Genomic DNA, 23,659 nt, shown 5'->3' on the forward strand with positions numbered 1-23,659 from the left:
CATTTCTAAGGAGCCTCAAATGGCAGCCAAGGAAGTCAAATTCTCTACCGACGCCCGCGATAAGATGCTGCGCGGCGTCAACATCCTCGCCAACGCGGTCAAGGTCACGCTCGGCCCCAAGGGCCGCAACGTCGTCATCGACAAGTCGTTCGGCGCACCGCGCATCACCAAGGACGGCGTGACCGTCGCCAAGGAGATCGAGCTCGAAGACAAGTTCGAGAACATGGGCGCCCAGATGCTGCGCGCCGTGGCCTCGAAGACGAACGACATCGCCGGCGACGGCACCACCACCGCCACCCTTCTCGGCCAGGCCATCGTCAACGAGGGCGTCAAGGCCGTCGCTGCCGGCATGAACCCGATGGATCTCAAGCGCGGCATCGACCTTGCCGTCGAGGAAGTCGTCAGCAATCTCCAGGCTCGCGCCAAGAAGATCACCTCCTCGGCTGAAGTCGCCCAGGTCGGCACGATCTCGGCCAATGGCGAGAAGTCGATCGGCGACATGATCGCGGAAGCCATGCAGAAAGTCGGCAACGAGGGTGTCATCACCGTCGAGGAAGCCAAGACCGCCGAGAGCGAGCTCGATGTCGTCGAGGGCATGCAGTTCGATCGCGGGTACCTGTCGCCCTATTTCGTGACCAACGCCGAAAAGATGACCGCCGTCCTCGAGGATCCCATCATCCTCCTGCACGAAAAGAAGCTCTCGAACCTGCAGGCCATCCTGCCGATCCTCGAGTCGGTCGTTCAGTCCCAGCGTCCGCTGCTGATCGTGGCCGAGGATATCGAGGGCGAGGCGCTTGCCACCCTCGTCGTCAACCGCCTTCGTGGCGGCCTCAAGGTCGCAGCCGTCAAGGCTCCGGGGTTCGGTGATCGCCGCAAGGCCATGCTCGAAGACATCGCCATCCTCACCGGCGGTCAGGTGATCTCGGAAGAGCTCGGCATCAAGCTCGAGAACGTCACCATCGATATGCTCGGCACCGCCAAGCGCGTCGAGATCACCAAGGAGAACACCACCATCGTCGATGGTGCCGGCTCCCAGGAAGACATCCAGGGCCGTGTCGCCCAGATCAAGGCGCAGATCGAGGAAACCACATCGGACTACGACCGTGAGAAGCTCCAGGAGCGCCTGGCCAAGCTTGCTGGCGGCGTTGCCGTGATCCGCGTCGGCGGCTCGACCGAAATCGAGGTCAAGGAGCGCAAAGACCGCGTCGACGACGCGCTCAATGCGACCCGCGCCGCTGTCGAGGAGGGCATCGTCCCGGGTGGCGGCACTGCTCTGCTGCGCGCCGCCTCCGACCTCCAGGTCAAGGGGGCCAACCCCGACCAGAACGCCGGTATCGCCATCGTGCGCCGCGCGCTGCAGGAGCCGGTCCGTCAGATCGCCAACAATGCGGGCGACGAGGGCTCGGTGGTCGTCGGCAAGATCCTCGAGAACACCTCGCTCGAGTTCGGCTATGACGCGCAGAACAGCGTCTATGGCGACCTCATCCAGATGGGCATCATCGACCCGGTCAAGGTCGTGCGCACCGCTCTCCAGGACGCGGCTTCCGTCGCTTCGCTCCTCATCACCACCGAATCGATGATCGCCGAGCTGCCGAAAGAGCCTGCTCCCGCGATGCCGGGCGGCGGTGGTATGGGCGGAATGGGCGGCATGGACTTCTAAGTCCAGACGTACACTTCCGACCTTTCCCAAGGTCACGAACGGGAGGGCGGTCCATGCGGACCGCCCTTTCGTTTTGGCAGTTCGCCATATGTCGGCTAGCCCGGCAGGCGGTACATGGCTATACTGCCGCTCCTATTCCTCGCAGTTCGATCGAGGCATAGCGGATGAATGCATTCTTGCTCAAACGAGAGATCGAAATTCTGTTCGGTCTCGGGCCTTTGGAAGCGGCAAATCTCTGGCGAGCGGCGCGTTCCTCGCCACCGCCAGCGGGCCCCGTCCCGATCCCTTACCCCAACATTTCGGCGGGAAACCCGGTCACGCTGCAAGGCACAGGCAGCCGGTTCGGCGGCCAATATGCGGTGACGCACGTCAGTCATCGGATTGGCCAGTCCGACTACCAGAACACGTTCACGTGCATCAGCGCCGCGGTCGCCGACGACCCGGCCGCCCTGCGCATATGGCCGCTCTGGCTCCGTGTCAAAGAAAAACTCGGACAGCTACCGCCTAGGCAGCGCACACTCATCGCCCACGAAATCACGCATACACTTCAACAAGGTGCTGGCCGGATCTGATCGCAAGGCAATTGCTGCCTTCGAAGCTCAATCATCCTGTGAGTGCAGCCGTTAGGGAACGGGATTTCCCCTGCAGAAGTTGGAACGCAAAATCCAACCCGAGAAAGCTCTACTGGAATAGTCGTCTTTATCCTAGGCTCAGCCGTCGCTGAGGGAGATTGACTTTGCCGCCCGATTTCTTTGTGTTCGCCGCCGTCGGATTTCTCGCTCAAATCGTCGATGGAGCGCTGGGGATGGCGTATGGCGTCATCAGCACGACGGTCCTCCTGGCCTTCGGTGTACCGCCCTCGCATGCCTCGGCGAGCGTTCATGCGGCCGAGATGTTCACCACGGGCGCGTCGGCCGCCAGCCATATCGGGCACCGCAATGTCGACTGGAACCTGTTCTGGCGCCTGGTGCCAGCCGGAATCCTTGGCGGGTGCCTTGGCGCCTACGTACTGACCAGCATCGACGGGACGGTGCTGCGGCCGTACGTGACGGCCTATCTCACCGTCATGGGGCTCTATATTCTCTACCGCGCCTTGCGCAAGCCGCGCACGAACTTCGAACCGCACGGACTGCTCGTCTCGCCGCTCGGCGTTGCCGGCGGATTCGTGGACGCGGCGGGCGGGGGCGGATGGGGGCCAATCGTCACCTCGACGCTCCTGGGGTCGGGCGGTAGACCACGCTATGTGATCGGCTCGGTCAACGCCGCCGAATTCTTCGTGACCACGGCGGTTTCAGCGAGCTTTCTCATTGCGCTGCTCACCGGCCACTGGCGGGAAGCCGGAGGCCTGCTCGATCACGCCGCGTCCGTTGCCGGGCTGATCGTCGGCGGAGTGCTCGCCGCACCGGTCGCCGGTTACGTCGTGCGGCACGTGCGCACGCAGGTGTTGATGGTCGTGGTCGGCCTTATGGTCATCATGCTCGCCGGCTATCAGACGTGGCAGCTCATCGGCTAGCAGCAACGTCTGGAGGGGCGCCGACTGCGCGAGATGGCGACCGCCGACACCTCGCCCAATATCCGGCGAGCCCTGCAGAGGCTGCTCGCCGCGGACGGCTACAAGGGCAGCATAGACGGCAGCTTCGGTCCGCAGACCCAGGCGGCGCTGGACCTGGCTTCGGCTCAGTCGGCGATTAGCCGGAAATCAGCAAACGCAGGGCCATGGCCACCGATACGACGATGACCAACGGGCGGATGAGACGCGCACCGAACCGGATGCCGGCGCGCGCGCCGATATAGCCGCCAGCGACCTGTCCCACGGCCATGGCGATAGCGGCCAGCCAGACGACGTCACCGGCAAAAATGAACACCAGCAGCGCGGCGAAGTTGGATACGAGGTTGAGCGCTTTGGTGTGACCCGCCGCCCGGGTCAGACCAAAGCCGAAAAGAGTGACGAAACAAACGGTGAAGAACGAGCCGGTGCCCGGGCCAAAGACGCCGTCGTAGAAACCGATGAGCAAGCCCATGACCGGGCCGAAGAGTGGAAAAGCCAGACGCGCGGTGCGATCGGCATCCGAGAGGTTGGGCGCGAAGACGAAATAACCGGCGATCGCGACGAGTGCGACCGGCACGATGACGTTCAGGAGAGCGGTATCGACCTGCTTGACGGCGAAAGCACCGCCGGCAGCCCCGACGAAGGTCAGGACGATGGCCAGGGTGAGCTTGCGCAGATCGATATAGCCGCGCCGCCAATAGGTCAGGACGGCCATGGCTGTACCGATCACCGACTGCATCTTGTTGGTGGCGAGCGCGGCAACAGGCGGCAGCCCGGCCGAGAGGAGCGCGGGTACCGAGATCATGCCGCCGCCCCCCGCCACGGCATCTACAAAACCGGCAAGCAGGCCGACGCCGGCGAGCGCGAGAAGAACCAGGGGGTCGAGCACTTGGTCAGGGAGCCTATTTCTTGTCGCCGTAGCGTCGACGTTGGATCTGGTCGTCGGACTGCGGGAAGTCAGTGACGCGCTGTTCGTAGAGCGGGATGTTGATCATCGAGGACATGAAGCCGGACATCATCAACTGCAGGCCGACGACCAGAGTGGTCATGGCGAGGATCAGGGCGCGCATGGTCGAGCCCGGATCGAGGGCGCCGAAGTCGCGTTGTGCCCACTCGGTGAGCCCCCAGCCGAGCGCAACAAGACCGACGAGGACGAGAAGCACTGCAACGAGCAGGATGCGCTCAAGCGAAAGCGCCTCGAGCAGACGGTGGTAGCTATCAGACGGCGGAATGAAGCCGTAGCGGGTGGCAAAGCGCCGGCCGATGAGGGCAAACGCGATGGACTGGACACCGACGATGATGGCCATGGCGGCAACGAGGAAGGCGTGGAGGTCAAGCACCACCTCGCCGATGTGCAGGGGGCCGGTGAGGAGTGGGATGCCGACGGCCAGACCCACGGCAAGAAGCGCAATACCCGGATAAAGGAAAAGCCAACGCGGCGAGAACAGCAGCAGGAACCGCAGGTGGCGCCAACCATCGCGAAACGGCCTGAGGTGCGGACGGCGCGTGCGGCCATCCGGCGAGAGCGTCGTCGGCACCTCGGCAATCGGCAGGCCCGCGAGCGTTGCCTTGACCACCATTTCGGACGCGAACTCCATGCCGGTGGTGCGCAAGTTGAGGTCGCGGATGGCGTCGCGCGCGAAGCCGCGCAGCCCGCAGTGAAAATCGCCGATCGGCGCCTTGAAGAAGAGACGCCCGATGAAGGTGAGGATTGGATTGCCGACATAGCGGTTGAGCCAGGGCATGGCGCCGGGAGCGATGCCCCCCTTGAAGCGGTTGCCCATGACGAGCCCCGCACCGCTGCGCAGCGCCGCAACGAAGGCGTCGAGCGCACCAAAGTCATAGCTCGCGTCGGCGTCGCCCATGATGACGAAACGGCCTCTGGCGGCCGTAATGCCGCTGGCAAGTGCGGCGCCGTAGCCGCGGCGGTCGACATCGACCAGGCGCGCGCCAGCCTCGAGAGCGATCTGCTGCGAACCATCGGTCGATCCGTTGTCGGCGACCAGCACTTCACCGTCGATGCCGGTGCGTGCAAGAAACCCCTTGGCACGGCCGATGCAGCCGGCAAGGGTCTCGGCCTCGTTGAGGCAGGGCATGAGGACGGTCAGTTCCAGCGTCGGCTCCACCGCGCAGCGGGCTCCTCCCCGCAACTGAAATGGACTTGTGCCGCGAATCGAGAATGGACGCAATGCGGTTGCGAGGCACCTCCCGCAGCGCTCCCAACCATCAGAAGCGGGTGCGCGGAGCCTTGACGGAGTTGCGCACGATGAGTTCGGCGCGAAAAAGCACCTCGCGCTCGTGCGGCTCACCGCCTTCGAGCAGAGCGAGGAGGACGTCCATGGCCCGTTCGCCGATGTTGAGCCGGGGCTGCTTCATTGTGGTCAGGGCGGGGGTGACGAAGCTCGAGAACGAAATGTCGTCGAATCCCATGACCGAAAAGTCGGCCGGCAGATCGTAGCGGCGCGCGTTGAGGGCGATCATGACCCCGAGCGCCGTGGCGTCGTTGACGCAGAAGAACGCCGTCGGCAGACGATCGCGCACGAACATCAATTCGGCCGCAGCACGCCCGCTTTCGGTAGTGCTATCGCCGTCAATGATCATGGCCGGGTCGATACCGATGCCGGCACCCTCGAGCGCGGCGCGGTAGCCGCGCTCGCGCAGGCCGTTGACCACCCGGCCAGGCGAGCGGCCGATGAAAGCAATGCGCCGGTGCCCCTGCGCGATGAGGTGCTCGGTGGCAACGCGCGCCGCCTCGCGATTATCAACGCCGATATAGGGTATGTCGGCATTGGCAACCGGCTCGCCCACGGCCACCATCGGCGGCAGGCGCATGCTCGCGTCGGCCCCGCCGATACCATAGGGCAGATGGCCGGTTAAAAGGATGAGGCCGTCCGCCTGGTTGGAGCTGATGAATCGCAGATAGTCGGCCTCGCGCAGCGGATCGTTCTGCGTGTTGCCGATGAGGAGGCCGTAACCGCGCTTGCTGGCCTCGGTCTCGAGGCCAACGAGGATATTGGAGAAGTTGGGGTCGCCGACGTCCGGAGCAAGGATGAGGATCATGTTCGACCGGCGCATGCGCAGGTTGCGCGCCATGGCGTTGGTCGTATAGCCGGTCTGGGCGATGGCCTCGGACACGCGCCGCCGGGTGCTATCGGCGACTTTGGTCGGTTCGTTGAGCGCGCGGCTGACGGTGGCGATCGAAACCCCGGCGATGGCGGCGACGTCCTCGATCGTGGCGATCTTCTTGTGCAGCACCGCTAGCTCCTAGAGCGCGATGTGATTTGACGGGAGCAAATCACGCGCTCCAACTCTTTGTGCGGGATTTCTCGCGAAAAACCGGTTCCCGCTTTTTCGCATCCCGCTCCAGCACCGGCGCCAGCCGGCCCTTCCTGCGCCATAGCAGACCTATACGACCGCGTGAGCCGCCAGCGCAGGTTTATACAGACAACTCCCAATGTAAACCTTTACAGTCTTCGTGAAAACCTTTACACAACAGACAATAGGAATATCGAGTTGGCGCAAAGCCGACCACACCGGGAGGACTTCGATGGCCGGTCAGGGGGAACCAGCACCGCCTGTCATTCTTGCCGCCAAGCGGATCAGCAAGGCGTTCGGGGAAGTACCGGTCCTCTTCAGCATCGATTTCGACATCCGGCCCGGCGAAGTGCACGCCATCATCGGTGAAAACGGTGCGGGCAAATCGACTCTCATCAAGATCCTTTCCGGCCTCGAGCAACCGAGCTCGGGACATGTCGAGCTCGACGGGCAGCCGATCGAGCTGCCGCCAGATGGACAGGCCGGCAAGCTCGGCATCGTCGTCATCCACCAGGAACTCAACCTTGCCGAGCATCTGACCGTCGCCGATTCAATCTTTCTCGGGCGCGAGTTGAAGCAGGGGCCGTTCCTCAAGCTGAGGCAAATGCGCGACGAAGCCGCGCGCATTCTCGACACGCTCCACGTGCACATCGATCCAGAGGCGCGCATCAGCACGCTGTCGGTTGCCGACAAGCAGATGGTCGAGATCGCCAAGGCCATCAGCCGGGACGCGCGCATCCTCATCATGGACGAGCCGACGGCCGTGCTTTCGGCAGCTGAGACCAAGACATTCTTCGAGCAGGTCGACCGGCTCAAGGCCAAGGGCGTCGCCATCATCTTCATCTCGCACAAGCTCGACGAGGTGATGCGGCTGGCCGACCGGGTAACGGTCCTGCGCGATGGACAACTGATCGCTACCGTCGGCACCGAGGCGCTGACGCCCGATTCCATTGCGCAGATGATGGTCGGGCGCGAACTCTCCAATCTCTATCCGCCCAAGCACGAGGCTGATGTCGACGCCGACACCGTGCTCGCGGTGCGCAACCTTTCGGCGCCGGGCGTGCGCGATGTCAGCTTCGCATTGAGGCGCGGCGAGATCCTCGGCTTTGCCGGCCTTATCGGGTCCGGCCGCACGGCCGTTGCCGAGGCGATCGTCGGGCTCTCGCCTATCGAAAGCGGTGAAATCCTGCACGAGGGCAAGCCCGTGCGGTTCAGCGACGTCTCGCAATCGGTCGCGGCCGGGATCGCCTATATGACCAAGGACCGCAAGGGCAAAGGCCTGCTGCTCAGCGCCAACCTCAAGGACAACCTGACGCTCCTGACCCTCAAGCGACACTACAAAGGCCCGTTCCTCGACGACAAGAGCGAGACCGAAGCGCTGGAGCGCGCCGTGCGGCGCTTCGACATCCGCGCGCGTGATCCCGCGGTCAAGGTGGGGCAGCTTTCGGGCGGCAACCAGCAGAAGCTGATGCTGGGCAAGATGATGGAGGCCGAACCCGAGATCATCATCATCGATGAGCCGACACGCGGCATCGACGTCGGCACCAAGCAGCAGATCTATCACATCATCGCCGCGCTCGCGTCGGAGGGCAAATCGATCATCGTCATTTCATCGGAGATGCAGGAAGTGATCGGGATGGCGCACCGGGTGGTGGTGATGCGCGAGGGCCGCATCGCCGGCGTTCTCGAGGGCGCAGAAATCGCCGAAGCCGAGATCATGCGGTACGCGGCGGGGCTCAAACAGGGTGGGGCAAATGAGCGTCTCAGCGCATGACAGGGCCAAGACCCGCAAAGGTCTGGCGGGCTTCAAATTCGATCTCAAGACCGCCGGTCCGCTGGTCGCGCTGATCGTGCTCTGCGCAATCGGGTTCGCGCTCAACCCGGCCTTTGCCAGCGAAGGAAACATCGCCAACATTCTCACCCGATCGGCCTTCATCGGCATCATCGCGGTCGGCGCGACCTTCGTCATCACGGCGGGCGGCATAGACCTCTCGGTCGGCTCAATGGCCGCCTTCATCGCCGGCATGATGATCCTGGTGATGAACGCGGCGGTCGACACGATGGGGGTGAGCGTATGGACGGTGCTGCTCGGCTGCGGCTGCAGCGTAATCCTCGGGCTCGGGGCCGGCTTCATCAACGGGTTCCTGACAACCAAGGGCAAGATCGAGGCGTTCATCGTGACGCTCGGTACGATGGGCATCTACCGCTCGCTCATCACCTATTTCGCCAATGGCGGCACGCTCTCGCTCGATTCGTCGGCGCGCGAGGTCTACCGGCCGGTCTATTACGAATCGTTCCTGCGCATCCCCATCCCCGTCTGGGTTTTCATCTTCGTTGCCATCGTCGGCTGGGTGTTGATGAACCGCACAGCCTTCGGGCGCTACTGCATGGCGATCGGCTCCAACGAGGCGGTGGCGCGCTATTCGGCAATCAAAGTCGACCGCATCAAAACCATCACCTACGTGCTGCAAGGCCTTTGCGTATCGCTCGCCACCATCATCTACGTGCCGCGGCTCGGCTCGGCCTCCTCGGCGACGGGCGTGCTGTGGGAACTGGAGGCGATCGCGGCCGTGATCATCGGCGGCACTGTGCTGAAGGGCGGGTTCGGACGGATCGGCGGCACGGTGGTCGGTGCGCTGATCCTGACCGCGATCGGCAACATCCTCAACCTCACCGATATCATCTCCAACTACCTCAACGGCGCGGTTCAGGGGGTGATCATCGTGGTAGCGGTCTATCTGCAGCGCGGCTCGTTCCAGCGCCGGCGCAAGGCCGAATGAATTCCCGCCGGTAACGGCGGGCGAACGCACGCGAAAGCGTAAATCAACGGGAGGACGAACATGACCTTGAAAAGACTGACGGGCGCATTGCTGGTGGCGAGCGCCCTGACCACGGGGGTGGCGAGCGCACAGGACGAGAGCGTGACCATCGGCGTCTCGATTCCGGCCGCAACGCATGGCTGGACGGGCGGGCTCAACTGGCACGCCCAGGAAGCCGAGAAGCGCATCGAAGAAGCGTATCCCAATATCGACATCGTGCTGGTCACCGCCGATAGCCCCGGCGACCAGGCAAGCGATATCGAAGACCTCATTTCTGTCCAGCAGATCGATGCACTCGTGGTGCTGCCGTTCGAATCCGATCCGTTGGTCGAGCCGGTTCGCCAGGCCAAGGAAGCGGGCGCCTTCATCACCGTGGTCGATCGCGGCCTGCCCGACACCACCATCCAAGACGTTTACGTTGCCGGCAACAACACCGAGCTCGGTGCCGTCTCGGCCGAATACTTCAAGAGCCGGCTGGACGAAGGCGACAACATCGTCATCCTGCGCGGTATCCCCACGGTCATCGACACCGAGCGGTTCGATGCATTCATGGCCGGCATCGAGGGATCGGGCATCAACGTGCTCGACAACGAGTTCGCCAACTGGAACCGCGACGACGGCTTCGAGGTGATGCAGGACTTCCTCTCCCGCTTCCCGGACATCGACGGCGTCTGGGCGCAGGACGATGACATCGCCATGGGCGTGGTGGAAGCCGTACGCCAGGCCGGCCGCGAGGACGAGATGTTCATCGTTGGCGGCGCCGGCATGAAGGACGTGATCCGCGGCATCATGGAGGGCGACGAGCTGATTCCGGTGGATGTCCTTTATCCACCTGCCATGATCGCCACCGCCATGGATGTGACGGTCGCCAACTACACCTCCAATGGCCCGGTGCGCGGCGAATACATCCTCGGCGCACCGCTGGTGACGCCGGAGAACGCCGAGCAATTCTACTTCCCCGACTCACCGTTCTGAGCGGGAGACGTCACTGACTCAAGGGGCGCTCGCGAGAGCGCCTCTTTTCATTTTCCTTATTCCAGTCCCACCGCCTCGAGCCGCTCCAGCAGCCCGTTGAGCAGGTCCTTGCGCTTGCCCGTCCAGCGGGCGGTACGCGAAACGATGAGGCAGGCCTCACTCTCGAGCAGGATGCCATCCTCCAGTACGCGCAGCTGATTGGCGGCGAGGGTCGAGCCGGTCGTGGTGATGTCGACGATGATGTCGGCGACGCCCGAGGCCGGGGCGGCCTCGGTCGCCCCGAGACTTTCGACGATGCGGTATTCGGCGATGCCCGCCTTGGCGAAGTGCGACCGGGTGATGGTGACGTATTTTGTGGCTACCCGCATCCAGCGTTTGTGGCGCGAGCGGAAATCGGAAGCCACATCGGCGAGGTCGTGCATGTGGGTGACGTCGATCCAGGCGTCGGGCACGGCGACGACCACGTTCGCCTGCCCGAAACCGAGACCTCGGGCAATATGCACGCAGGCCGGGCCGCTTTCCGTGGTCTCATGGATGAGATCGCGTCCGGTGACGCCGATGTCGACGGTGCCGCGGATCAGTTCGCGGGCGATCTCGGCGGCCGGAAAGAACCGCACAGTCACGTCCGGAACGCCCTCCACGGCGCCGAGGTAGGAACGTGCACCGCCGGGGCGCAGGATCGGCAGGCCCTGGTGCTCGAAGAACTGGCGTGTCAGTTCTTCGAGGCGCCCCTTGGAGGGCACGGCGAGGGTGAGACCGTTCACTGGCGTGCCTCCGCTTCCAGCCGATCGACCCAAAGCGCGCAGCCTGAAGCCGCGACGGGCATGGTGGCGCCGAGACGTTCGAGCAGGCGGTCGTATTGGCCACCGGAGGCCAACACCTCCCCTCCCCTGCCCGTCATCTCGAAAACGACGCCGGTATAGTAGTCGAGGCGGGGGGAGAAATCGGCCTCGAAGGTAATGTCCGTCTCCGGCCCGAGCGTCACCAGATGGCGCCGGAGTGTTGCGAGCGGTGCAGCGAGGTCGAGTCTATGGGCGTGCGCGAGCGCCTCTATGCGGGTCAGCGCTTGCATGGCCGGCCCGGAGATCGACAGATAGTCACGCAGTAGCTTGAGCGTCGCACCCGGCACATGAGCGGCGTCGAGCGCCTGCTGCTCGAGATAGCGGTCGGCGATCTCGTGCGGAGTACGGCCCTCGGAGAGACTAAGGCCGGCAGCAACCATCTGCTCGGTGATCTCGGCAATGAGTGCGGCGCGTGCCGGCTGCTCGGTGCGAGGCAGGTCGGGCGCCGCGTCGAGGCGGGCGAGCACGCGCTCGAGCGCTTCGGGGTGCCCGAAGCGATGGCGGATGCGCGGACGCCAGGGGTCGGGCATGTCGGCCTCGGCCAGAAGCGTTTCGAAGAGGCCAACGCCGCCGAGTCGGATCCTTGGGGACGCGACGCCGAAGATCGCCAGCGCATCGCGGGCGAAAGCAAGGACTGCGTCGAGCGCCGCGTCAGCGTCGGGCTGGGCAAGGAGCTCGATCCCGGCCTGATCGAATTCGGCCGCTCCCTCCTCGCGCTGGCGGAAGATGGGTCCGAGATAGGCGAAGGCGGCCGGAGCGCCGACGCCATTACGGATATAGTCGGCAACGATCGGCAGGGTGAAATCGGGCCGCAGGCAATATTCTGCGCCGTCATTGGCCATGGTCAGCAACAGGCGCCGGCCGAACTCCTCACCGGCCAGATCGAAATAAGGATCGGCAGGCAGGAGCAAAGGCGGGTTGACACGGATAGCTGGCCGGCCGGCAATCAAGGCCTCGAGCGCGGCGCGGCGGGTGGTTGCGTCTTGCACGGGCATCGCTCACCCCCTCCCAGCGCGAGAAGTCACCTCAAGTCTGCCTTGCCAGCCATGCGGCAACGGCCGGCAGCGCCTTGATCTTTTCGACGATCTCGGAACGGGCGCACTCGAACTGGCCGGGGCGCTCGGTTTTCCATTCGACGTTGTCGGTTATCGACTTGGCGGCCTCCTTGCCGGCGATCAGATCCTTGATCTGCACGACGCCGCGCGCCCGCTCGTCGCCACCCTCTATGATGACGGCGGGGGAATTGCGCTTGTCGGCGTAGGCAAGCTGCTTGCCGAAATTCTTGGTCTGGCCGAGGAACATCTCGGCGCGGATGCCGGCATTCCTGAGTTCTGAGACCATGGCCTGGTAGCCGGCGGTCTGGTCGCGATCCATGACAAGGACGACAACGGGGCCCATGGGTTCCTGCTGTCCAAGATTGCCAGTGAGTTTCAGAGCAGTGGCAAGGCGGGAAACGCCGATCGAGCATCCGGTCGCCGGCACCGGCTCGCGGCGGAAGCGCGAGACGAGGCCATCGTACCGTCCACCGCTGCCAACAGAACCGAAGACGACCTGCTGGCCCTTTTCGTTGGTGACGGGAAAGGTCAGAACGACCTCGAAGACCGGTCCCGTATAGTATTCAAGCCCCCGCACGATCGAAGGATCGATCTCGATCCGATCGTTCCCATATCCGGCGGAGAGGAAGAGCGCCTGCATCGCCCGCAGTTCTTCGACGCCCTCATTCTCGTCGGGCGTCTTGCCCGAAATGAAATCCAGAACGACTTGTTGCTGTGCGCCCGACAGTCCGGCGCCCTTGGTGAAATCGCCGCTTTCGTCCTTGCGGCCCTCGCCCAGCAGAAGCCTCACTCCCTCGATGCCGAACTTGTCGAGCTTGTCTATGGCGCGGAGCACGGCGAGCTTTTGCTCATAGCCGGTCACATCGGCGCTTTGGAGGACGCCGTCGAGAACCTTTCGGTTGTTGACCTTGACGACATACTTGCCCGCAAGCCCCAGCGCGTCCATGACGTCGGCCAGCATCATGCACATCTCGGCATCTGCCTCGGGGCCGGGGGCACCGACGGTGTCGGCGTCGACCTGCATGAACTGGCGGAACCGCCCCGGTCCCGGCTTTTCGTTGCGGAAGACGTAGCCGGCGCGGTAGCTGCGGTAGGGCTTGGGCAGGGTTTCGTAGTTTTCGGCGAAGTAGCGGGCGAGCGGGGCTGTCAGGTCGTAGCGCAGCGACAGCCACTGCTCGTCGTCGTCCTGCAGCGAGAAAACGCCGGCATTGGGCCGGTCGGTGTCGGGCAGGAACTTGCCGAGCGCTTCGGTAAACTCGAACATCGGGGTTTCTACGGGATCGAACCCGTAGCGCTCATAGACTGCCCTGATCTTTGCGATCATCTCATCGACCGCCGCGATCTCGCCCGCGGCGCGATCCTCGAAGCCGCGCGGCAGGCGCGGCGCGATGAGCTTTTGTTTGTCGTTCATTGGAAACGTCCTGAAATCGCGCCGTTCCTAACGCGCGATGCGATTTGGTTGAATCAAATCGCGCACTCTAGGTTTGTTGTCGCGGGATAGTATGCGAATAACCGGTTCCCACTTTTCCGCGTCCCGCTCTAGCGGATCGGCCAAGTCTGGGCAACAGGGAGCGGCTTTTCAGCCACTCCCTGCCGTGATGGTCGACCTAGCCCTTCATGGCCATACCGAGGAGGATGAGGTCGTACATCCGCCGATCCTCCCATGTCATCTCCTCGACCGGGGGCAGGCCGAGGTCGGCCCGCAGGTATGCCGGCACGTCGGGCGGCCTCCGGGGACGCCAAAGCCAGGAAGAGAGGACAGCGCGTAGCGTTTCCAGGGCATTGCGCCGTTCGGGCACGCCCTCGCTGATCGACCAGCCATCGGTTGCGCGCAGCGCGAGGCTACGCGGATTTGCGTTTTCGAGAGTCATCTTGTTGTCATCCGGACGCGCGAACGCGCCGGCTCCTTTCTTGAGAGCAAGCGAGAGCCACCCGGCCGAGACATCGGCCGGAGCGGATCGGGCAGATCGGGAAAGACGGGGGAAGCCGAAGCTTCCTCCGTCAAACGATCAGCGCTTGAGCCAGACGAGTGCGAGGAGCAGAAGGTCCGGCCGAACAACGCCGTATTCATGCTCCTCGAGAGGCGGCAGGCCGAGGTCGGCCCGCAGGTAGTCGGGCACGTCGGGCGGCCTCTTGGGGCGCCTCCGCCAGGAAAGAAGAGCTGCAAGCAGCTTTTCCAGGGCATTGCGCCGCCCGGGCGTACCTTCGCTGATCGACCAGCCATCGGTTGCGCGCAGCGCGAGGCCACGCGGATTTGCGTTTTTAAGAGTCATTTTGTCGTCCGGACGCGCGAACGCGCCGGCTCCTGAGGTTGGGTGGGTGAAGAGACGACGATGAAGCCCGGACGGAATCAGGCCGTGGCGGAATTCAGAACGTCGTCGGGTGGTGGAGGTGTCCGCGCTGAGAGTTCAGCGAACGAGCGCCGGGCGGCCGAGCGTTAATGTCGGCAGGTTGCGGCGTTGAAAGCACCCTTAAACGGAGCGTGCATAGAAATCTTCATATGGCTTCCTCCGTGGGTGCGGGTTGCGGACGGTGCGTAGCTAGCTCACGAAAGCGTGAGTTGCAAGCCTAAATGCGGCGGGTTGTCGCAGCTTTTGTCAAGTGTTGCAGATCGGCAACTCAAGTGCCGGGTCTGGTGAACGCAGCCCGCTGAGTCTCGACCTCGGCGCGACAGAAGCAGTCCTCGAAATGGTCGTTGACGAGGCCCATGGCCTGCATGAACGCATAGCAGGTGGTCGGACCGACGAAGGTGAAGCCGCGCTTGCGCAGGTCCTTACTCATGGCCTTGGAGGCCTCGGTCTGCGGCATGGCGTGGACAACATCGCGGGTCACCAGCACAGGCCGGTCCTCGGGCCTTGGCTCGAAGCGCCAGAAATAGGTGGCAAGCGAGCCGAATTCCTTCTTCACCTCGAGGGCGCGGGACGCATTGTTGATGGTCGAGACGATCTTGCCGCGGTGGCGGATGATGCCGGCGTCCTGCAAGAGCCGGTCGATATCTGCATCGCCCATCATCGCAACGCGCGGGATGTCGAAGCCGAAGAAGACCTCGCGGAAACGCTCGCGTTTCCTGAGGACGGTGATCCAGGATAGGCCCGACTGGAACCCTTCGAGGCAGATTTTCTCGAAGAGCCGGGTGTCGTCGGCGACGGGGCGGCCCCATTCGCTGTCGTGGTAGTGCCGGTAGAGCGGATCCGCGCCCGCCCAGGAGCAACGGGAAACATCGGCGGCAACTTCGCTCATGGCATCCTCCGGCATGGGGGCGTCTTTAACGATCCGCTAACCACACCGCTTCACGCCTTTTTTGGGCGGTTGAAGCGACACTGCGTGCGGATCGTCGCGTGGTTTGGGAACCTTCAGATGTCACGTTGCAACGCTTTGCTCAAGAGCGCGAGCGCGCTTGCCGTTTCGCTCGTGCTTGCCGCGCCGGGGCTCGCCGCCGGGCTCACCGTCCCCGCCTATCTTCCACCGCCGGGCATTACGCTCACGCGCGCGGTGCCGCAGAACGCGCTGATGCTCCGGGCAAGCCAGCAAGTGCATCCGGCATACCTGCGCCAGATCGTCGACTACCCGACCAGCGAGCACGCCGGCACCATCCTTGTCGATACGCGCACGCACTTCCTCTATTTCGTCCTCGGCAACGGACGCGCGCTGCGCTACGGCATCGGCGTGGCGCGGGCGGGGTTCGAGTGGCAAGGCACGCATCGGGTGACGCGGAAGGCCGAATGGCCGGGCTGGACACCGCCGGCCGAAATGCGCCAACGCCAGCCGGGGCTGCCGGCCCACATGCCGGGCGGGCCCGGCAATCCACTGGGTGCTCGGGCGCTCTATCTCGGTTCGACGCTCTACCGCATCCACGGCACCAACGAGCCCTGGACCATCGGTCACAACGTCTCCTCGGGCTGCATCCGCATGACCAACGACGATGTGATCGATCTTTACGCGCGGGTGAAACTTAACACGAAGGTGGTTGTCCTTTCCTAAGGATTTTGCCGCACACTGCCGGCCACCTGGACTGGACCGGGTGGGGGTAGTCTGAAAACCTATGCGTCACCTATTCGACCTCTTCGAGCGGTTCCGCGCCGACGAGCGAGGCGCCTTTGCCGTCATCTTCGGTCTGATGGCGATCGTTCTCTTTGCGATGGCCGGCGCGGTCGTCGACTTCGTCTCACTGCAACAGGCGCGCAACCGCGCGCAGGTGGCACTCGATGCGGCAACGCTGGCGCTGCAGCGGGAAGTGTTCGAGGACGACACCTCGGCAGCAGACATCGCCACAAAGGCGCAGGCACTAATCCTCGAGCGCATCGGCGACCCACGAATTTCGGCGACGGTCGATCCCGCCAAAGTCGTCATCAATGAGGAGAGCGGCTCGCTCTATATCGAGGCCGGACTCGTCGTTCCCACGATTTTCGTGCAACTGGTGGGGGTTGATGAACTCGCGGCCACCGTTCTCAGCGAGGCAACGCGAGGGTCGCTGAACATAGAAGTGGCCGTCGCCCTCGACATAACTGGCTCAATGAATCAGACGATCGAGACTTCGGACGAAGACAGCGGGGAAATCACAAAAATAGAGGCCCTGCAAACGGCGCTACAAGAGCTCATAACTCTCGTCGTTCAGGAGCAGCAGACGCCGACCTATTCCAAGATGGCATTGGTGCCCTATTCCATGGGGGTCAATGTTGGCAGCGATGCCGACACAATACGCGGACCGGTTGTAGCGCCGACGGCAATCACAAACGTGGCGTGGGCAAGCGGCTCGTCCATACCCGTTTCCAACGCTGAGAGAACCAACCCCCTCAGAATTACAGCAAGCAATCACGGTTTTCAGAACGGAGACCGCATCTATGTCGATGAGAACGTTGGAGGCATGTGGCAGATCCGCAATCGGATTTTCACGGTCAGCAACCGGGCGGCCAATTCCTTTACCCTTCAGGGGGTAAACGGCAGTAACTACAGCTCATTCCAGTCCTCCAACCCGCTGGCCAGAGTGACCAAATGCCTGACGACCAACTGCGAACTCGTTGTCACGTCGTCCGCGCATGGCCTCACCACCAATAACTACGCCTACATCACCGGAACCAGCGGCACTTCTCAGGTTAACAATTACGCTTGGGAAATTGGTAGCACAACGACCAACACTTTCGTGCTCACCGGGTCATCGCGGACCAATAGGAACTATGGAAGCTCGACGTCGAGCGGATCAGCCTACTGCACCCTCCCGGGGTGCGAGTATTACATTTTCAGGAACCCCTATAATCAGTTGCGGCTTCACCGCATCAGCACCTGCGTGACCGAACGCAATCCCGATGCCGACACCGACGCGCCGCCGAGCACGACCCTATTAGGTCGCAACTACCCAGGTAGTGGCAATCCCTGTGTTGCCAACACCATCACGCCACTCACCTCGGACAGGGCCGCATTAGCAACGATCGCACAGAACTTGACCGCCAGCGGCTCCACCGCAGGACACATTGGCGTGGCATGGGCTTGGTACCTGGTTTCGCCCAACTTTAATGGTCCTTGGCCCGCGGCAAGTCAGCCGGCGCCGGACAACGAGCCGAATGTTCTCAAAGCCGTCGTGCTGATGACGGATGGTGAGTTCAACAGCGTCTATTGCAACGGCGTCATCAGCCAGTCGTCCACCAGCGGGAGCGGCAGCACCAGCGACCACATCAACTGTAATGCGCCGAATGGCAGCTCCTACGCACAGGCAGAAGATTTATGCGATGCGATGAAGGATGACGGCATTCTCGTCTTCACGGTTGGCTTCGACATAGTCGACTCGCAAAGCGCGCAGGATCTGATGGCCAACTGCGCGAGCGATGCGAGCCGCGCATATGAAGCCAATACTGGCCAAGCGCTCGTCGGCGTGTTTGCCGATATCGGCCGACAGCTCTCCCTGTTGCGCGTGACTCGATGACAGACAGGCTCCCTGCCACTCTCGTTCTTGGGCGTGTTGGGGCGGAAAGTGAGGCGGTCCCTCGTTTGATCGTCCTTCGAAGAAGCTGGCTGCATCCCAATAGCTCGGCCGAAGACGAGCGGTCGGCCGCAGCGCTTACCGCCGGTCGATCGCAATACTGAAGAAGCTCTCGCCTTCCGCAACGGCCGACTTGGTTGTCGCGCCGGGAACAAGGTCAGTCTCTTCGACAACGCGGTCGTTGATCTCACTCGAGGATTTTACCCGGTAGAGCACTGGTCCCCTGTCGTGCGGCAGGCACGAGATCACCTCGTAGGGCCCTGTCGGTCGATTGCTGTGTCGCGGTGCGGAACGCAGGTCCAGCATCTGACCGACTTTATAACGGTGCAGCATGGCGCGCTCCCGGTTTGGTGGCGAGGGCGCCGGGCGCCCTCGCTGGTATTGGCTTAGGCGAGCTGCACATTGATGGCGGACTCGCGCCCGTCGCGGCCACGCTCGAGGTCATAGGTGACCTTCTGGCCGTCGGCGAGGCCGGAGATGCCTGCGCGCTCGAGAGCCGAGACGTGGACGAATGCGTCCTTGCCGCCGCTATCGGGCGTGATGAAGCCGAAGCCTTTGGTGGAATTGTAGAACTTAACGGTGCCGTTGATCATGGCGCCCTCTCAGTATTGGCTCGAAGCGAAGCAAACGAGCGGTTTCCCCTGAGCAGTATGCACCAGGGGCCTATCAACGTTTGCAGATCGGAAGGAAAGCCAAACAACCGGCTATGCCGGCACGATCAGGTCGCCAACTGGGGCAGAAACGTATGGCCTCTAGCATCGACGCCAATTGCGTCGGCGTCAAGGCAAGATATGGGGCACCCGCGGTGGAACGATCTGTGTCAGGAAGAAGTGGTACCGCCTCCCCGGATCGAACGGGGGACCTCTAGATCCACAATCTAGCGCTCTAACCAACTGAGCTAAGGCGGCAAGGGTGCGGCTCGCGGGCGCAAGGGCGGCGTGCCGAAGCGGGGCGGAACATAGGTTGTGTTGGCGGCGATGACAAGGGCCGATTTTTCCTGGAGCGCGACGCGATTTGATCGGATCAAATTGCGCGCTCCAGCTTTTCGTTTTTCGCGGGACTTTGCGAAAAACCGGTGCTCCACTCTTCCGCATCCCGCTCTAGCGCGACGTGATCCTCTCGAGCCGCTGCGACCTTATCGTGTGAGGTCCGGCCTCACGCGGCGCAAGGCAATGGTAAGCAATCCGGGTTAACCATGGGTCGGCATGCGGGGGATGAGTGAGAGAGCGGCTATGGACCCGCCCGCGGGCAGACTATATTGATGAAACCTTAACCAGCCTCGCGCAGATGTGCCGGACCGGTACAATGCGGGGCTCAGTCGAGCGCCGAGTACAACCGCCCCAGCATGTCCGCCGAGCCGATGACATCGACGACCGCCGCCCGCGTGCTGGCCCACGTGAACGACGCAAGGCCCGGCTGGCTTTTCGCCGCCGACAGCACGCTGATCTGGCGGAATCAGGCGGCCGCTTATTTCCTGGCCAAGGCCAAGAAGCACAGCGTCAAGCTCGCCCCGCCGGCCGAGCCGATCAAAGGACAGATCGCGCGCGTGCTGCGGCTGGGGGCCGAAGGGCGCACCAGCCTCTCGCGCATCCACTTCATGGCGGGCGACAAGCCGGCCTCGTCAACCTGCGCCTGCACGCCGCTGATGTGGGAGGACGGGCGGCAAGCGCTGCTGATCGTCGGGGTCGATGCCATCGATGCCGACGTGCTGACGAGCGGGGCCGCAGATCTTTCCATCGATGAGGCGCTCTGGCGGCGGGGGGCGTTGGGTGCCGATGCGGAGGCGGCCGAAGGCAAAGCAGAGATGCCGCCGGACGCCGACATTCGCACACCCGAGCCCGAACAGGCGCAGGGCACGCAAGAGGAGGAAGCTCCTGCTCCCTTCGAAACCGAGGCGGCGGCCAGGAGCGACGCGGAGCAGATCGCTCCCGTTGACGTGCCGCAGGCCGAGATCGGAACGGGACAACCGACCCCGGAGGTCATCGAAGCCCGCGAGCCCGAGACAACGGCAACGGCGGAGGCTGAAACCGCAGACTTGCCGGCGCCGGACGAGAGCCTGCCCGAGGCAGCGCACAGGCTTTCCGAACTGATGAACCGGCTGATGGCGCACGACACGCTGTTCCAGCCGCTGACCGAGGCAGACGAACCACCGGCCGAGACGCAGCAGGCCGATGCGCAACAGATTGCCGAGCCGGCGCAGGTCGAGCCTGCAGCAGGGCGGCCGCCCGAAGCCGACGAGGTTGCGCAAGCGCAGCAGACAGCGTCCCCGGCAGGCCTCTACCGCGTCATCGGGCGCTATCTGCGGCGGCCGACGGAGGAGGACGAATCCGCCGCCGAGCCGGAGGTACTGATCGAGCCTGAGGTACCGGCCGTGGAAGAGACCGAGGCCGAAAGTGATCTCGCCGACCTTGCCCGGCTCGATGCCGTGGACGACACCTCGAGTGCGGAAGGCGACGGCATCCAGAGTCCGCCAAGGCCCGTCGAAGTCTTGAACGCTGTGCCGGAGCCGGCCCCAATCGAAGAATCCGAGCCCGACAGTGAGCCAGAGAGTGCAGAGCCGGCGAAGGCGATCACGCCGGCACCGCAGGACGCCGACGCGGTCGAGCGGGTGTCGCGGTATAATTTCGACGAGCTCTCACGCATCCTGACCGATCGGGTGGGCGAGATGGCGGGCGGCAGGCCTGCCTCGCCGGAAGCCGAGCGCCTCGCCTCGGCTCCCCCCGGATCGGTGCTTGCCCGTCAGCGGGCCTCGGCCAGTGCCGGCTCGCTCATCAATCTTGGCGGCGAGACGCTGGTGCTCAACCGCCTGCCGCTTGGCCTACTGGTGTTCCGCGATCAGCAGGTGCTGTTCGCCAACCGGGCCATCACCGAGATGACCGGCTACGACTCGGTCGAAGCCCTGCGCGAGGCAGGACTCTCGGCCATCTTCCCGGGCGTCGAGGGGGAGGCGGGGCCCGTCAACCATCTGGTGCAGCGCGACGGCACGCTTGTGCCGGTGACAGCGCGGCTGCAGTCCATTTCCTGGCAGGGCCGCCCGGCCCTCATGCTTTCGGCGAGCGCCACGGAAGTGCGCACCGGACACGAGGGCGCGGTGCGCGCCTTTGCCGAAGCCTTTGCCGATGCCCGCGGCGACGGCTTCTTCGAGACCAGCCGGGCCGGGACCATCAGCGGGATGAATGCCGGGGCAGCTGCCATGCTCGCCGATCTCGGTGATGCGCTCGTCGGGCGCAAGCTCGCAGATCTCGTCTTGCAGTCCGATCTGCCGGCGCTGCGCGACTTCCTCGAACGGCCGGCGCGCTTTGCCGAGACGGCGCGTCCAGCCATCCGAGTCAAGGCTGCGGTCGCCGATGTGGAGCTCGTGATCTTCGCCCAGGGCCAGGCGGGGATCGTCAGCGGCTATTTCGGCTTCGCATACACCACCGCGCCAGCGGCGGCGCCGCGCCTGGCCAAGCCCGCCGAGCCAGACGCCGGATTGCTGGCGCGCCTCAGCCGCGGGGTGCGGCGGCCGCTCAATACCATCATCGGCTTTTCCGACCTTATCCGCTCGGCCGCGTTCGGTGCCATCGACAACCCGCGCTATCTCGACTACGCGCAGGACATCAAGACGGCGGGCGAAGAGATCGCCGCACTCGTCGACGAGCTCGACGACTACGCGCGCCTGGCTGACGGTCGCTATCTGCCGCAGCGGGCGAGCATCGATCTGATGGGCCTGCTCGAATCCTGCGTCAGGCGGATCCGCGCGCAGGCCGGCATGCGCCGGGTGATCGTGCGCAACGCCATCTCGGAAAACCTGCCGCGCGTGACGGCCGACCGCGCGTCACTCGCCCAGGCCGTACTCAACCTGCTTGCCAGTGCCATCGATCAGACACCGGTCGGCGGGGCGGTGGTGATCTCGGCCCAGGAGACCGACGAAGGCGGCATCGCCATTCACGTGCGCGATTCCTCGGACAACGGCACCGACCTTTCCGAGCGCTTCGTCGTTTTCCGCGACGGACTCGGCAAGGACGGACAGGCCCTGACCCCGGTGCGCTCGAGCGTCGGGCTCGCGCTCACCCGATCGCTGCTGGCGGTCAACGCCTTCTCGCTGTCGGTCGATCCGGCGGGGAAAAGGGGCATGCTGTTTTCCATGGTCATCCCGGCCGATCTCGTCGACAGGGGCTGAGGCTCCGTACGATAAGTCGATTTTTACAGTCAGCTAAAGGCCTGAATCTCAACGAGATTCGCTGTCCAGTTTGGAGTCATTCCAAACTCTAAGTATTTGTTTTTCTTGACATTATTGACTTTAGCAGCAGGAAGCGACAAAACGGCTCCACTTCCCGTGGGAACTTCCCACGACACCTGGAGAGAGACGCCGACGATGAAGATGACACTTGCCCGCCTGACCAGCGCCCTGGTCCTGACCTGCGCCACTCTGCCCGCCTTCGCCCAGAGCGGCGAGGTCAACATCTATTCCTACCGCGAGCAGAGCCTGCTGCAGCCCCTGATCGACAGGTTCGCCGAAGAGACGGGCATCAAAGCAAACGTTCTCTATGCCGGCGACGGGCTGCTCGAGCGCGTGGCGGCCGAGGGCGAGCTTTCGCCGGCGGACGTCGTGCTGACGGTCGACATCGGCAACCTGGTTGCGGCAGAAGAGCAGGGGCAGACCCAGCCGATCACCACTCCCGCGCTTGCCGAGCGTGTGCCGGAAGCCTTCCGCGACGACGATGGCAATTGGACGGCGCTGTCGCTGCGCGCCCGCGTCTTCTATGTCTCGAAGGACCGGGTCGACGCGACCGCCCTCAGCTACGATGACATTGCCGAGCCCGAATGGAAGGGGCGCTTGTGCACGCGGCCGGGTGACCACGCCTACAATATCGGACTCATCGCGCAGCGCATCGCTCTCAACGGGCTCGATCACACCCGCGAGTGGCTGACCAAGGTGCGCGACAATCTCGCCATGGCGCCTACCGGCAGCGACCGTGCCCAGGTCAAGAACATCCTCGAGAGCACCTGCGACCTCGCCATCGTCAACACCTACTATATGGGTGCGATGCTGACCAACGAGGCCGAGCCCGAGCAGAAGGACTGGGCCAATGCGGCGCGGATCGTCTATCCCGATTTCGAGGGTGAGGGCACGCAGGTCAACGTCGCAGGTGGCTTTATCGCCAAGCACGCGCCGAACGCCGCCAATGCCAACACTCTGATCGAATTCCTGCTCTCGGACGAAGCCCAGCAGATCTACGCCGACACCAATTTCGAATTCCCGGTGGTGCCGGAAGTCGAGCCGGCCGAGCTCACGCAAAGCTGGGGCGAGCTCAAGGCGTCTTCGGTGCCGCTGACCCAGGTCGCTTCCTACCGCGATGAGGCGGCGGCGCTCGTCGACGAATTGCGGTTCAATGAAGGCCCGCAGGACTAGGACGGGACCGGCATAGAGAACGAACTCACCAGCACCAATCCCTACCGCACCGGCAGGCGAACACGCCTGCCGGTG

Annotated in this window: 22 protein-coding genes and 1 tRNA gene; 11 read left to right on the plus strand and 12 right to left on the minus strand. The window is 63.9% G+C overall.

All coding sequences use genetic code 11. The features are described 5' to 3' along the window. The first annotated feature begins 19 nt into the window (after positions 1-19). The 4 genes from groL to QQK18_RS27485 all read left to right on the plus strand — a co-directional run bounded on the left by groL (position 20) and on the right by QQK18_RS27485 (position 3,398). Positions 20-1,660: a chaperonin GroEL gene (gene groL / locus QQK18_RS01285; protein WP_284338464.1), complete on the plus strand. Its 1,641-nt coding sequence runs from the start codon at positions 20-22 to the stop codon at positions 1,658-1,660. 164 nt (positions 1,661-1,824) lie between these two features. After that, positions 1,825-2,232, plus strand: a complete 408-nt coding sequence (locus QQK18_RS01290) for an eCIS core domain-containing protein (protein ID WP_284338465.1) — start codon at positions 1,825-1,827, stop codon at positions 2,230-2,232. A 164-nt stretch (positions 2,233-2,396) separates the two neighbouring features. Then, the gene (locus tag QQK18_RS01295) at positions 2,397-3,173 is read left to right on the plus strand and encodes a sulfite exporter TauE/SafE family protein (RefSeq protein ID WP_284338466.1); all 777 of its coding nucleotides are present in this window, start codon (positions 2,397-2,399) and stop codon (positions 3,171-3,173) included. 33 nt (positions 3,174-3,206) lie between these two features. After that, complete coding sequence (locus QQK18_RS27485) at positions 3,207-3,398, plus strand: peptidoglycan-binding domain-containing protein (protein ID WP_379994638.1); 192 nt, start codon at positions 3,207-3,209, stop codon at positions 3,396-3,398. On the opposite strand, the gene QQK18_RS01300 is transcribed toward QQK18_RS27485, so the two are convergent. The 3 genes from QQK18_RS01300 to QQK18_RS01310 all read right to left on the minus strand — a co-directional run bounded on the left by QQK18_RS01300 (position 3,349) and on the right by QQK18_RS01310 (position 6,464). Next, positions 3,349-4,098 (minus strand): TSUP family transporter, encoded by a 750-nt coding sequence (locus tag QQK18_RS01300; protein WP_284338467.1) that lies wholly within the window; start codon positions 4,096-4,098, stop codon positions 3,349-3,351. The two genes, QQK18_RS27485 and QQK18_RS01300, sit on opposite strands and share 50 nt — an antisense overlap. A 13-nt stretch (positions 4,099-4,111) precedes the next feature. Beyond that, positions 4,112-5,335 carry a glycosyltransferase family 2 protein gene (locus QQK18_RS01305; protein WP_284338468.1) on the minus strand — a complete coding sequence of 408 codons (1,224 nt, stop codon included), beginning with the start codon at positions 5,333-5,335 and terminating at the stop codon, positions 4,112-4,114. A gap of 100 nt (positions 5,336-5,435) precedes the next feature. After that, entirely contained in the window at positions 5,436-6,464 is a 1,029-nt protein-coding gene (locus QQK18_RS01310) for a LacI family DNA-binding transcriptional regulator (protein ID WP_284338469.1), read from the minus strand. Between the two features lie 292 nt (positions 6,465-6,756). On the opposite strand from QQK18_RS01310, the gene QQK18_RS01315 reads away from it, so the two are divergent. From QQK18_RS01315 to QQK18_RS01325, 3 genes are read left to right on the plus strand one after another with little or no spacing between them, the layout of a single operon-like run. Beyond that, the gene (locus QQK18_RS01315; RefSeq protein ID WP_284338470.1) at positions 6,757-8,298 is read left to right on the plus strand and encodes a sugar ABC transporter ATP-binding protein; all 1,542 of its coding nucleotides are present in this window, start codon (positions 6,757-6,759) and stop codon (positions 8,296-8,298) included. After that, complete coding sequence (locus QQK18_RS01320) at positions 8,279-9,304, plus strand: ABC transporter permease (protein ID WP_284338471.1); 1,026 nt, start codon at positions 8,279-8,281, stop codon at positions 9,302-9,304. The genes QQK18_RS01315 and QQK18_RS01320 overlap by 20 nt, the downstream gene beginning before the upstream one ends. Before the next feature lie 60 nt (positions 9,305-9,364). Further along, on the plus strand, positions 9,365-10,318 hold the full coding sequence (locus QQK18_RS01325; protein ID WP_284338472.1) for a substrate-binding domain-containing protein: 954 nt from the start codon (positions 9,365-9,367) through the stop codon (positions 10,316-10,318). A 56-nt stretch (positions 10,319-10,374) separates the two neighbouring features. Here the strand turns inward: QQK18_RS01325 and hisG are convergent, their stop codons facing one another. The 6 genes from hisG to QQK18_RS01355 all read right to left on the minus strand — a co-directional run bounded on the left by hisG (position 10,375) and on the right by QQK18_RS01355 (position 15,455). Beyond that, the gene (gene hisG / locus QQK18_RS01330; RefSeq protein WP_284338473.1) at positions 10,375-11,082 is read right to left on the minus strand and encodes an ATP phosphoribosyltransferase; all 708 of its coding nucleotides are present in this window, start codon (positions 11,080-11,082) and stop codon (positions 10,375-10,377) included. Continuing rightward, complete coding sequence (locus tag QQK18_RS01335; RefSeq protein ID WP_284338474.1) at positions 11,079-12,155, minus strand: ATP phosphoribosyltransferase regulatory subunit; 1,077 nt, start codon at positions 12,153-12,155, stop codon at positions 11,079-11,081. The genes hisG and QQK18_RS01335 overlap by 4 nt, the downstream gene beginning before the upstream one ends. Positions 12,156-12,186: 31 nt before the next feature. Beyond that, a complete protein-coding gene (hisS, locus tag QQK18_RS01340; protein WP_284338475.1) occupies positions 12,187-13,626 on the minus strand; it encodes a histidine--tRNA ligase in 1,440 nt (479 codons plus the stop codon). 196 nt (positions 13,627-13,822) lie between these two features. Beyond that, positions 13,823-14,086 (minus strand): hypothetical protein, encoded by a 264-nt coding sequence (locus QQK18_RS01345; protein ID WP_284338476.1) that lies wholly within the window; start codon positions 14,084-14,086, stop codon positions 13,823-13,825. A gap of 138 nt (positions 14,087-14,224) precedes the next feature. Then, positions 14,225-14,488, minus strand: coding sequence for a hypothetical protein (locus tag QQK18_RS01350; RefSeq protein WP_284338477.1), 264 nt, complete (start codon positions 14,486-14,488; stop codon positions 14,225-14,227). A 346-nt stretch (positions 14,489-14,834) separates the two neighbouring features. Continuing rightward, entirely contained in the window at positions 14,835-15,455 is a 621-nt protein-coding gene (locus QQK18_RS01355) for a DNA-3-methyladenine glycosylase I (RefSeq protein ID WP_284338478.1), read from the minus strand. 117 nt (positions 15,456-15,572) lie between these two features. On the opposite strand from QQK18_RS01355, the gene QQK18_RS01360 reads away from it, so the two are divergent. Together QQK18_RS01360 and QQK18_RS01365 are read left to right on the plus strand one after the other, a co-directional pair. Next, entirely contained in the window at positions 15,573-16,196 is a 624-nt protein-coding gene (locus tag QQK18_RS01360; RefSeq protein WP_284338479.1) for a L,D-transpeptidase, read from the plus strand. 61 nt (positions 16,197-16,257) lie between these two features. After that, complete coding sequence (locus QQK18_RS01365; protein WP_284338480.1) at positions 16,258-18,132, plus strand: TadE/TadG family type IV pilus assembly protein; 1,875 nt, start codon at positions 16,258-16,260, stop codon at positions 18,130-18,132. Positions 18,133-18,267: 135 nt separating this feature from the next. Here QQK18_RS01365 and QQK18_RS01370 read toward each other — a convergent pair whose 3' ends face one another. The 3 genes from QQK18_RS01370 to QQK18_RS01380 all read right to left on the minus strand — a co-directional run bounded on the left by QQK18_RS01370 (position 18,268) and on the right by QQK18_RS01380 (position 19,097). Further along, complete coding sequence (locus QQK18_RS01370; RefSeq protein ID WP_284338481.1) at positions 18,268-18,522, minus strand: hypothetical protein; 255 nt, start codon at positions 18,520-18,522, stop codon at positions 18,268-18,270. A 53-nt stretch (positions 18,523-18,575) separates the two neighbouring features. Then, positions 18,576-18,782 carry a cold-shock protein gene (locus tag QQK18_RS01375; RefSeq protein ID WP_284338482.1) on the minus strand — a complete coding sequence of 69 codons (207 nt, stop codon included), beginning with the start codon at positions 18,780-18,782 and terminating at the stop codon, positions 18,576-18,578. A gap of 238 nt (positions 18,783-19,020) precedes the next feature. Continuing rightward, positions 19,021-19,097, minus strand: a tRNA-His gene (locus QQK18_RS01380). 452 nt (positions 19,098-19,549) lie between these two features. Here QQK18_RS01380 and QQK18_RS01385 point away from each other — a divergent pair. Together QQK18_RS01385 and QQK18_RS01390 are read left to right on the plus strand one after the other, a co-directional pair. After that, positions 19,550-22,351: a sensor histidine kinase gene (locus QQK18_RS01385; protein ID WP_284338483.1), complete on the plus strand. Its 2,802-nt coding sequence runs from the start codon at positions 19,550-19,552 to the stop codon at positions 22,349-22,351. Positions 22,352-22,546: 195 nt separating this feature from the next. Continuing rightward, complete coding sequence (locus QQK18_RS01390; RefSeq protein ID WP_284338484.1) at positions 22,547-23,584, plus strand: extracellular solute-binding protein; 1,038 nt, start codon at positions 22,547-22,549, stop codon at positions 23,582-23,584. The last annotated feature ends 75 nt before the right edge of the window (positions 23,585-23,659 follow it).

The sequence above is a fragment of the Devosia nitrariae genome (genome assembly GCF_030160115.1).
Classification (GTDB): domain Bacteria; phylum Pseudomonadota; class Alphaproteobacteria; order Rhizobiales; family Devosiaceae; genus Devosia; species Devosia nitrariae.

Bases quoted from the DNA above. Each gene is read 5' to 3' on its own strand.
- QQK18_RS27485 (WP_379994638.1), top strand. From the start codon at position 3,207: ATGGCGACCGCCGACACCTCGCCCAATATCCGGCGAGCCCTGCAGAGG.
- QQK18_RS01290 (WP_284338465.1), top strand. From the start codon at position 1,825: ATGAATGCATTCTTGCTCAAACGAGAGATCGAAATTCTGTTCGGTCTC.
- QQK18_RS01350 (WP_284338477.1), bottom strand. From the start codon at position 14,488: ATGACTCTTAAAAACGCAAATCCGCGTGGCCTCGCGCTGCGCGCAACC.
- QQK18_RS01335 (WP_284338474.1), bottom strand. From the start codon at position 12,155: ATGCCCGTGCAAGACGCAACCACCCGCCGCGCCGCGCTCGAGGCCTTG.
- QQK18_RS01355 (WP_284338478.1), bottom strand. From the start codon at position 15,455: ATGAGCGAAGTTGCCGCCGATGTTTCCCGTTGCTCCTGGGCGGGCGCG.
- QQK18_RS01345 (WP_284338476.1), bottom strand. From the start codon at position 14,086: ATGACTCTCGAAAACGCAAATCCGCGTAGCCTCGCGCTGCGCGCAACC.
- QQK18_RS01385 (WP_284338483.1), top strand. From the start codon at position 19,550: ATGACATCGACGACCGCCGCCCGCGTGCTGGCCCACGTGAACGACGCA.
- QQK18_RS01365 (WP_284338480.1), top strand. From the start codon at position 16,258: ATGCGTCACCTATTCGACCTCTTCGAGCGGTTCCGCGCCGACGAGCGA.
- QQK18_RS01325 (WP_284338472.1), top strand. From the start codon at position 9,365: ATGACCTTGAAAAGACTGACGGGCGCATTGCTGGTGGCGAGCGCCCTG.
- QQK18_RS01360 (WP_284338479.1), top strand. From the start codon at position 15,573: ATGTCACGTTGCAACGCTTTGCTCAAGAGCGCGAGCGCGCTTGCCGTT.
- QQK18_RS01320 (WP_284338471.1), top strand. From the start codon at position 8,279: ATGAGCGTCTCAGCGCATGACAGGGCCAAGACCCGCAAAGGTCTGGCG.
- QQK18_RS01390 (WP_284338484.1), top strand. From the start codon at position 22,547: ATGAAGATGACACTTGCCCGCCTGACCAGCGCCCTGGTCCTGACCTGC.
- QQK18_RS01375 (WP_284338482.1), bottom strand. From the start codon at position 18,782: ATGATCAACGGCACCGTTAAGTTCTACAATTCCACCAAAGGCTTCGGC.
- groL (WP_284338464.1), top strand. From the start codon at position 20: ATGGCAGCCAAGGAAGTCAAATTCTCTACCGACGCCCGCGATAAGATG.
- QQK18_RS01370 (WP_284338481.1), bottom strand. From the start codon at position 18,522: ATGCTGCACCGTTATAAAGTCGGTCAGATGCTGGACCTGCGTTCCGCA.
- QQK18_RS01315 (WP_284338470.1), top strand. From the start codon at position 6,757: ATGGCCGGTCAGGGGGAACCAGCACCGCCTGTCATTCTTGCCGCCAAG.
- hisS (WP_284338475.1), bottom strand. From the start codon at position 13,626: ATGAACGACAAACAAAAGCTCATCGCGCCGCGCCTGCCGCGCGGCTTC.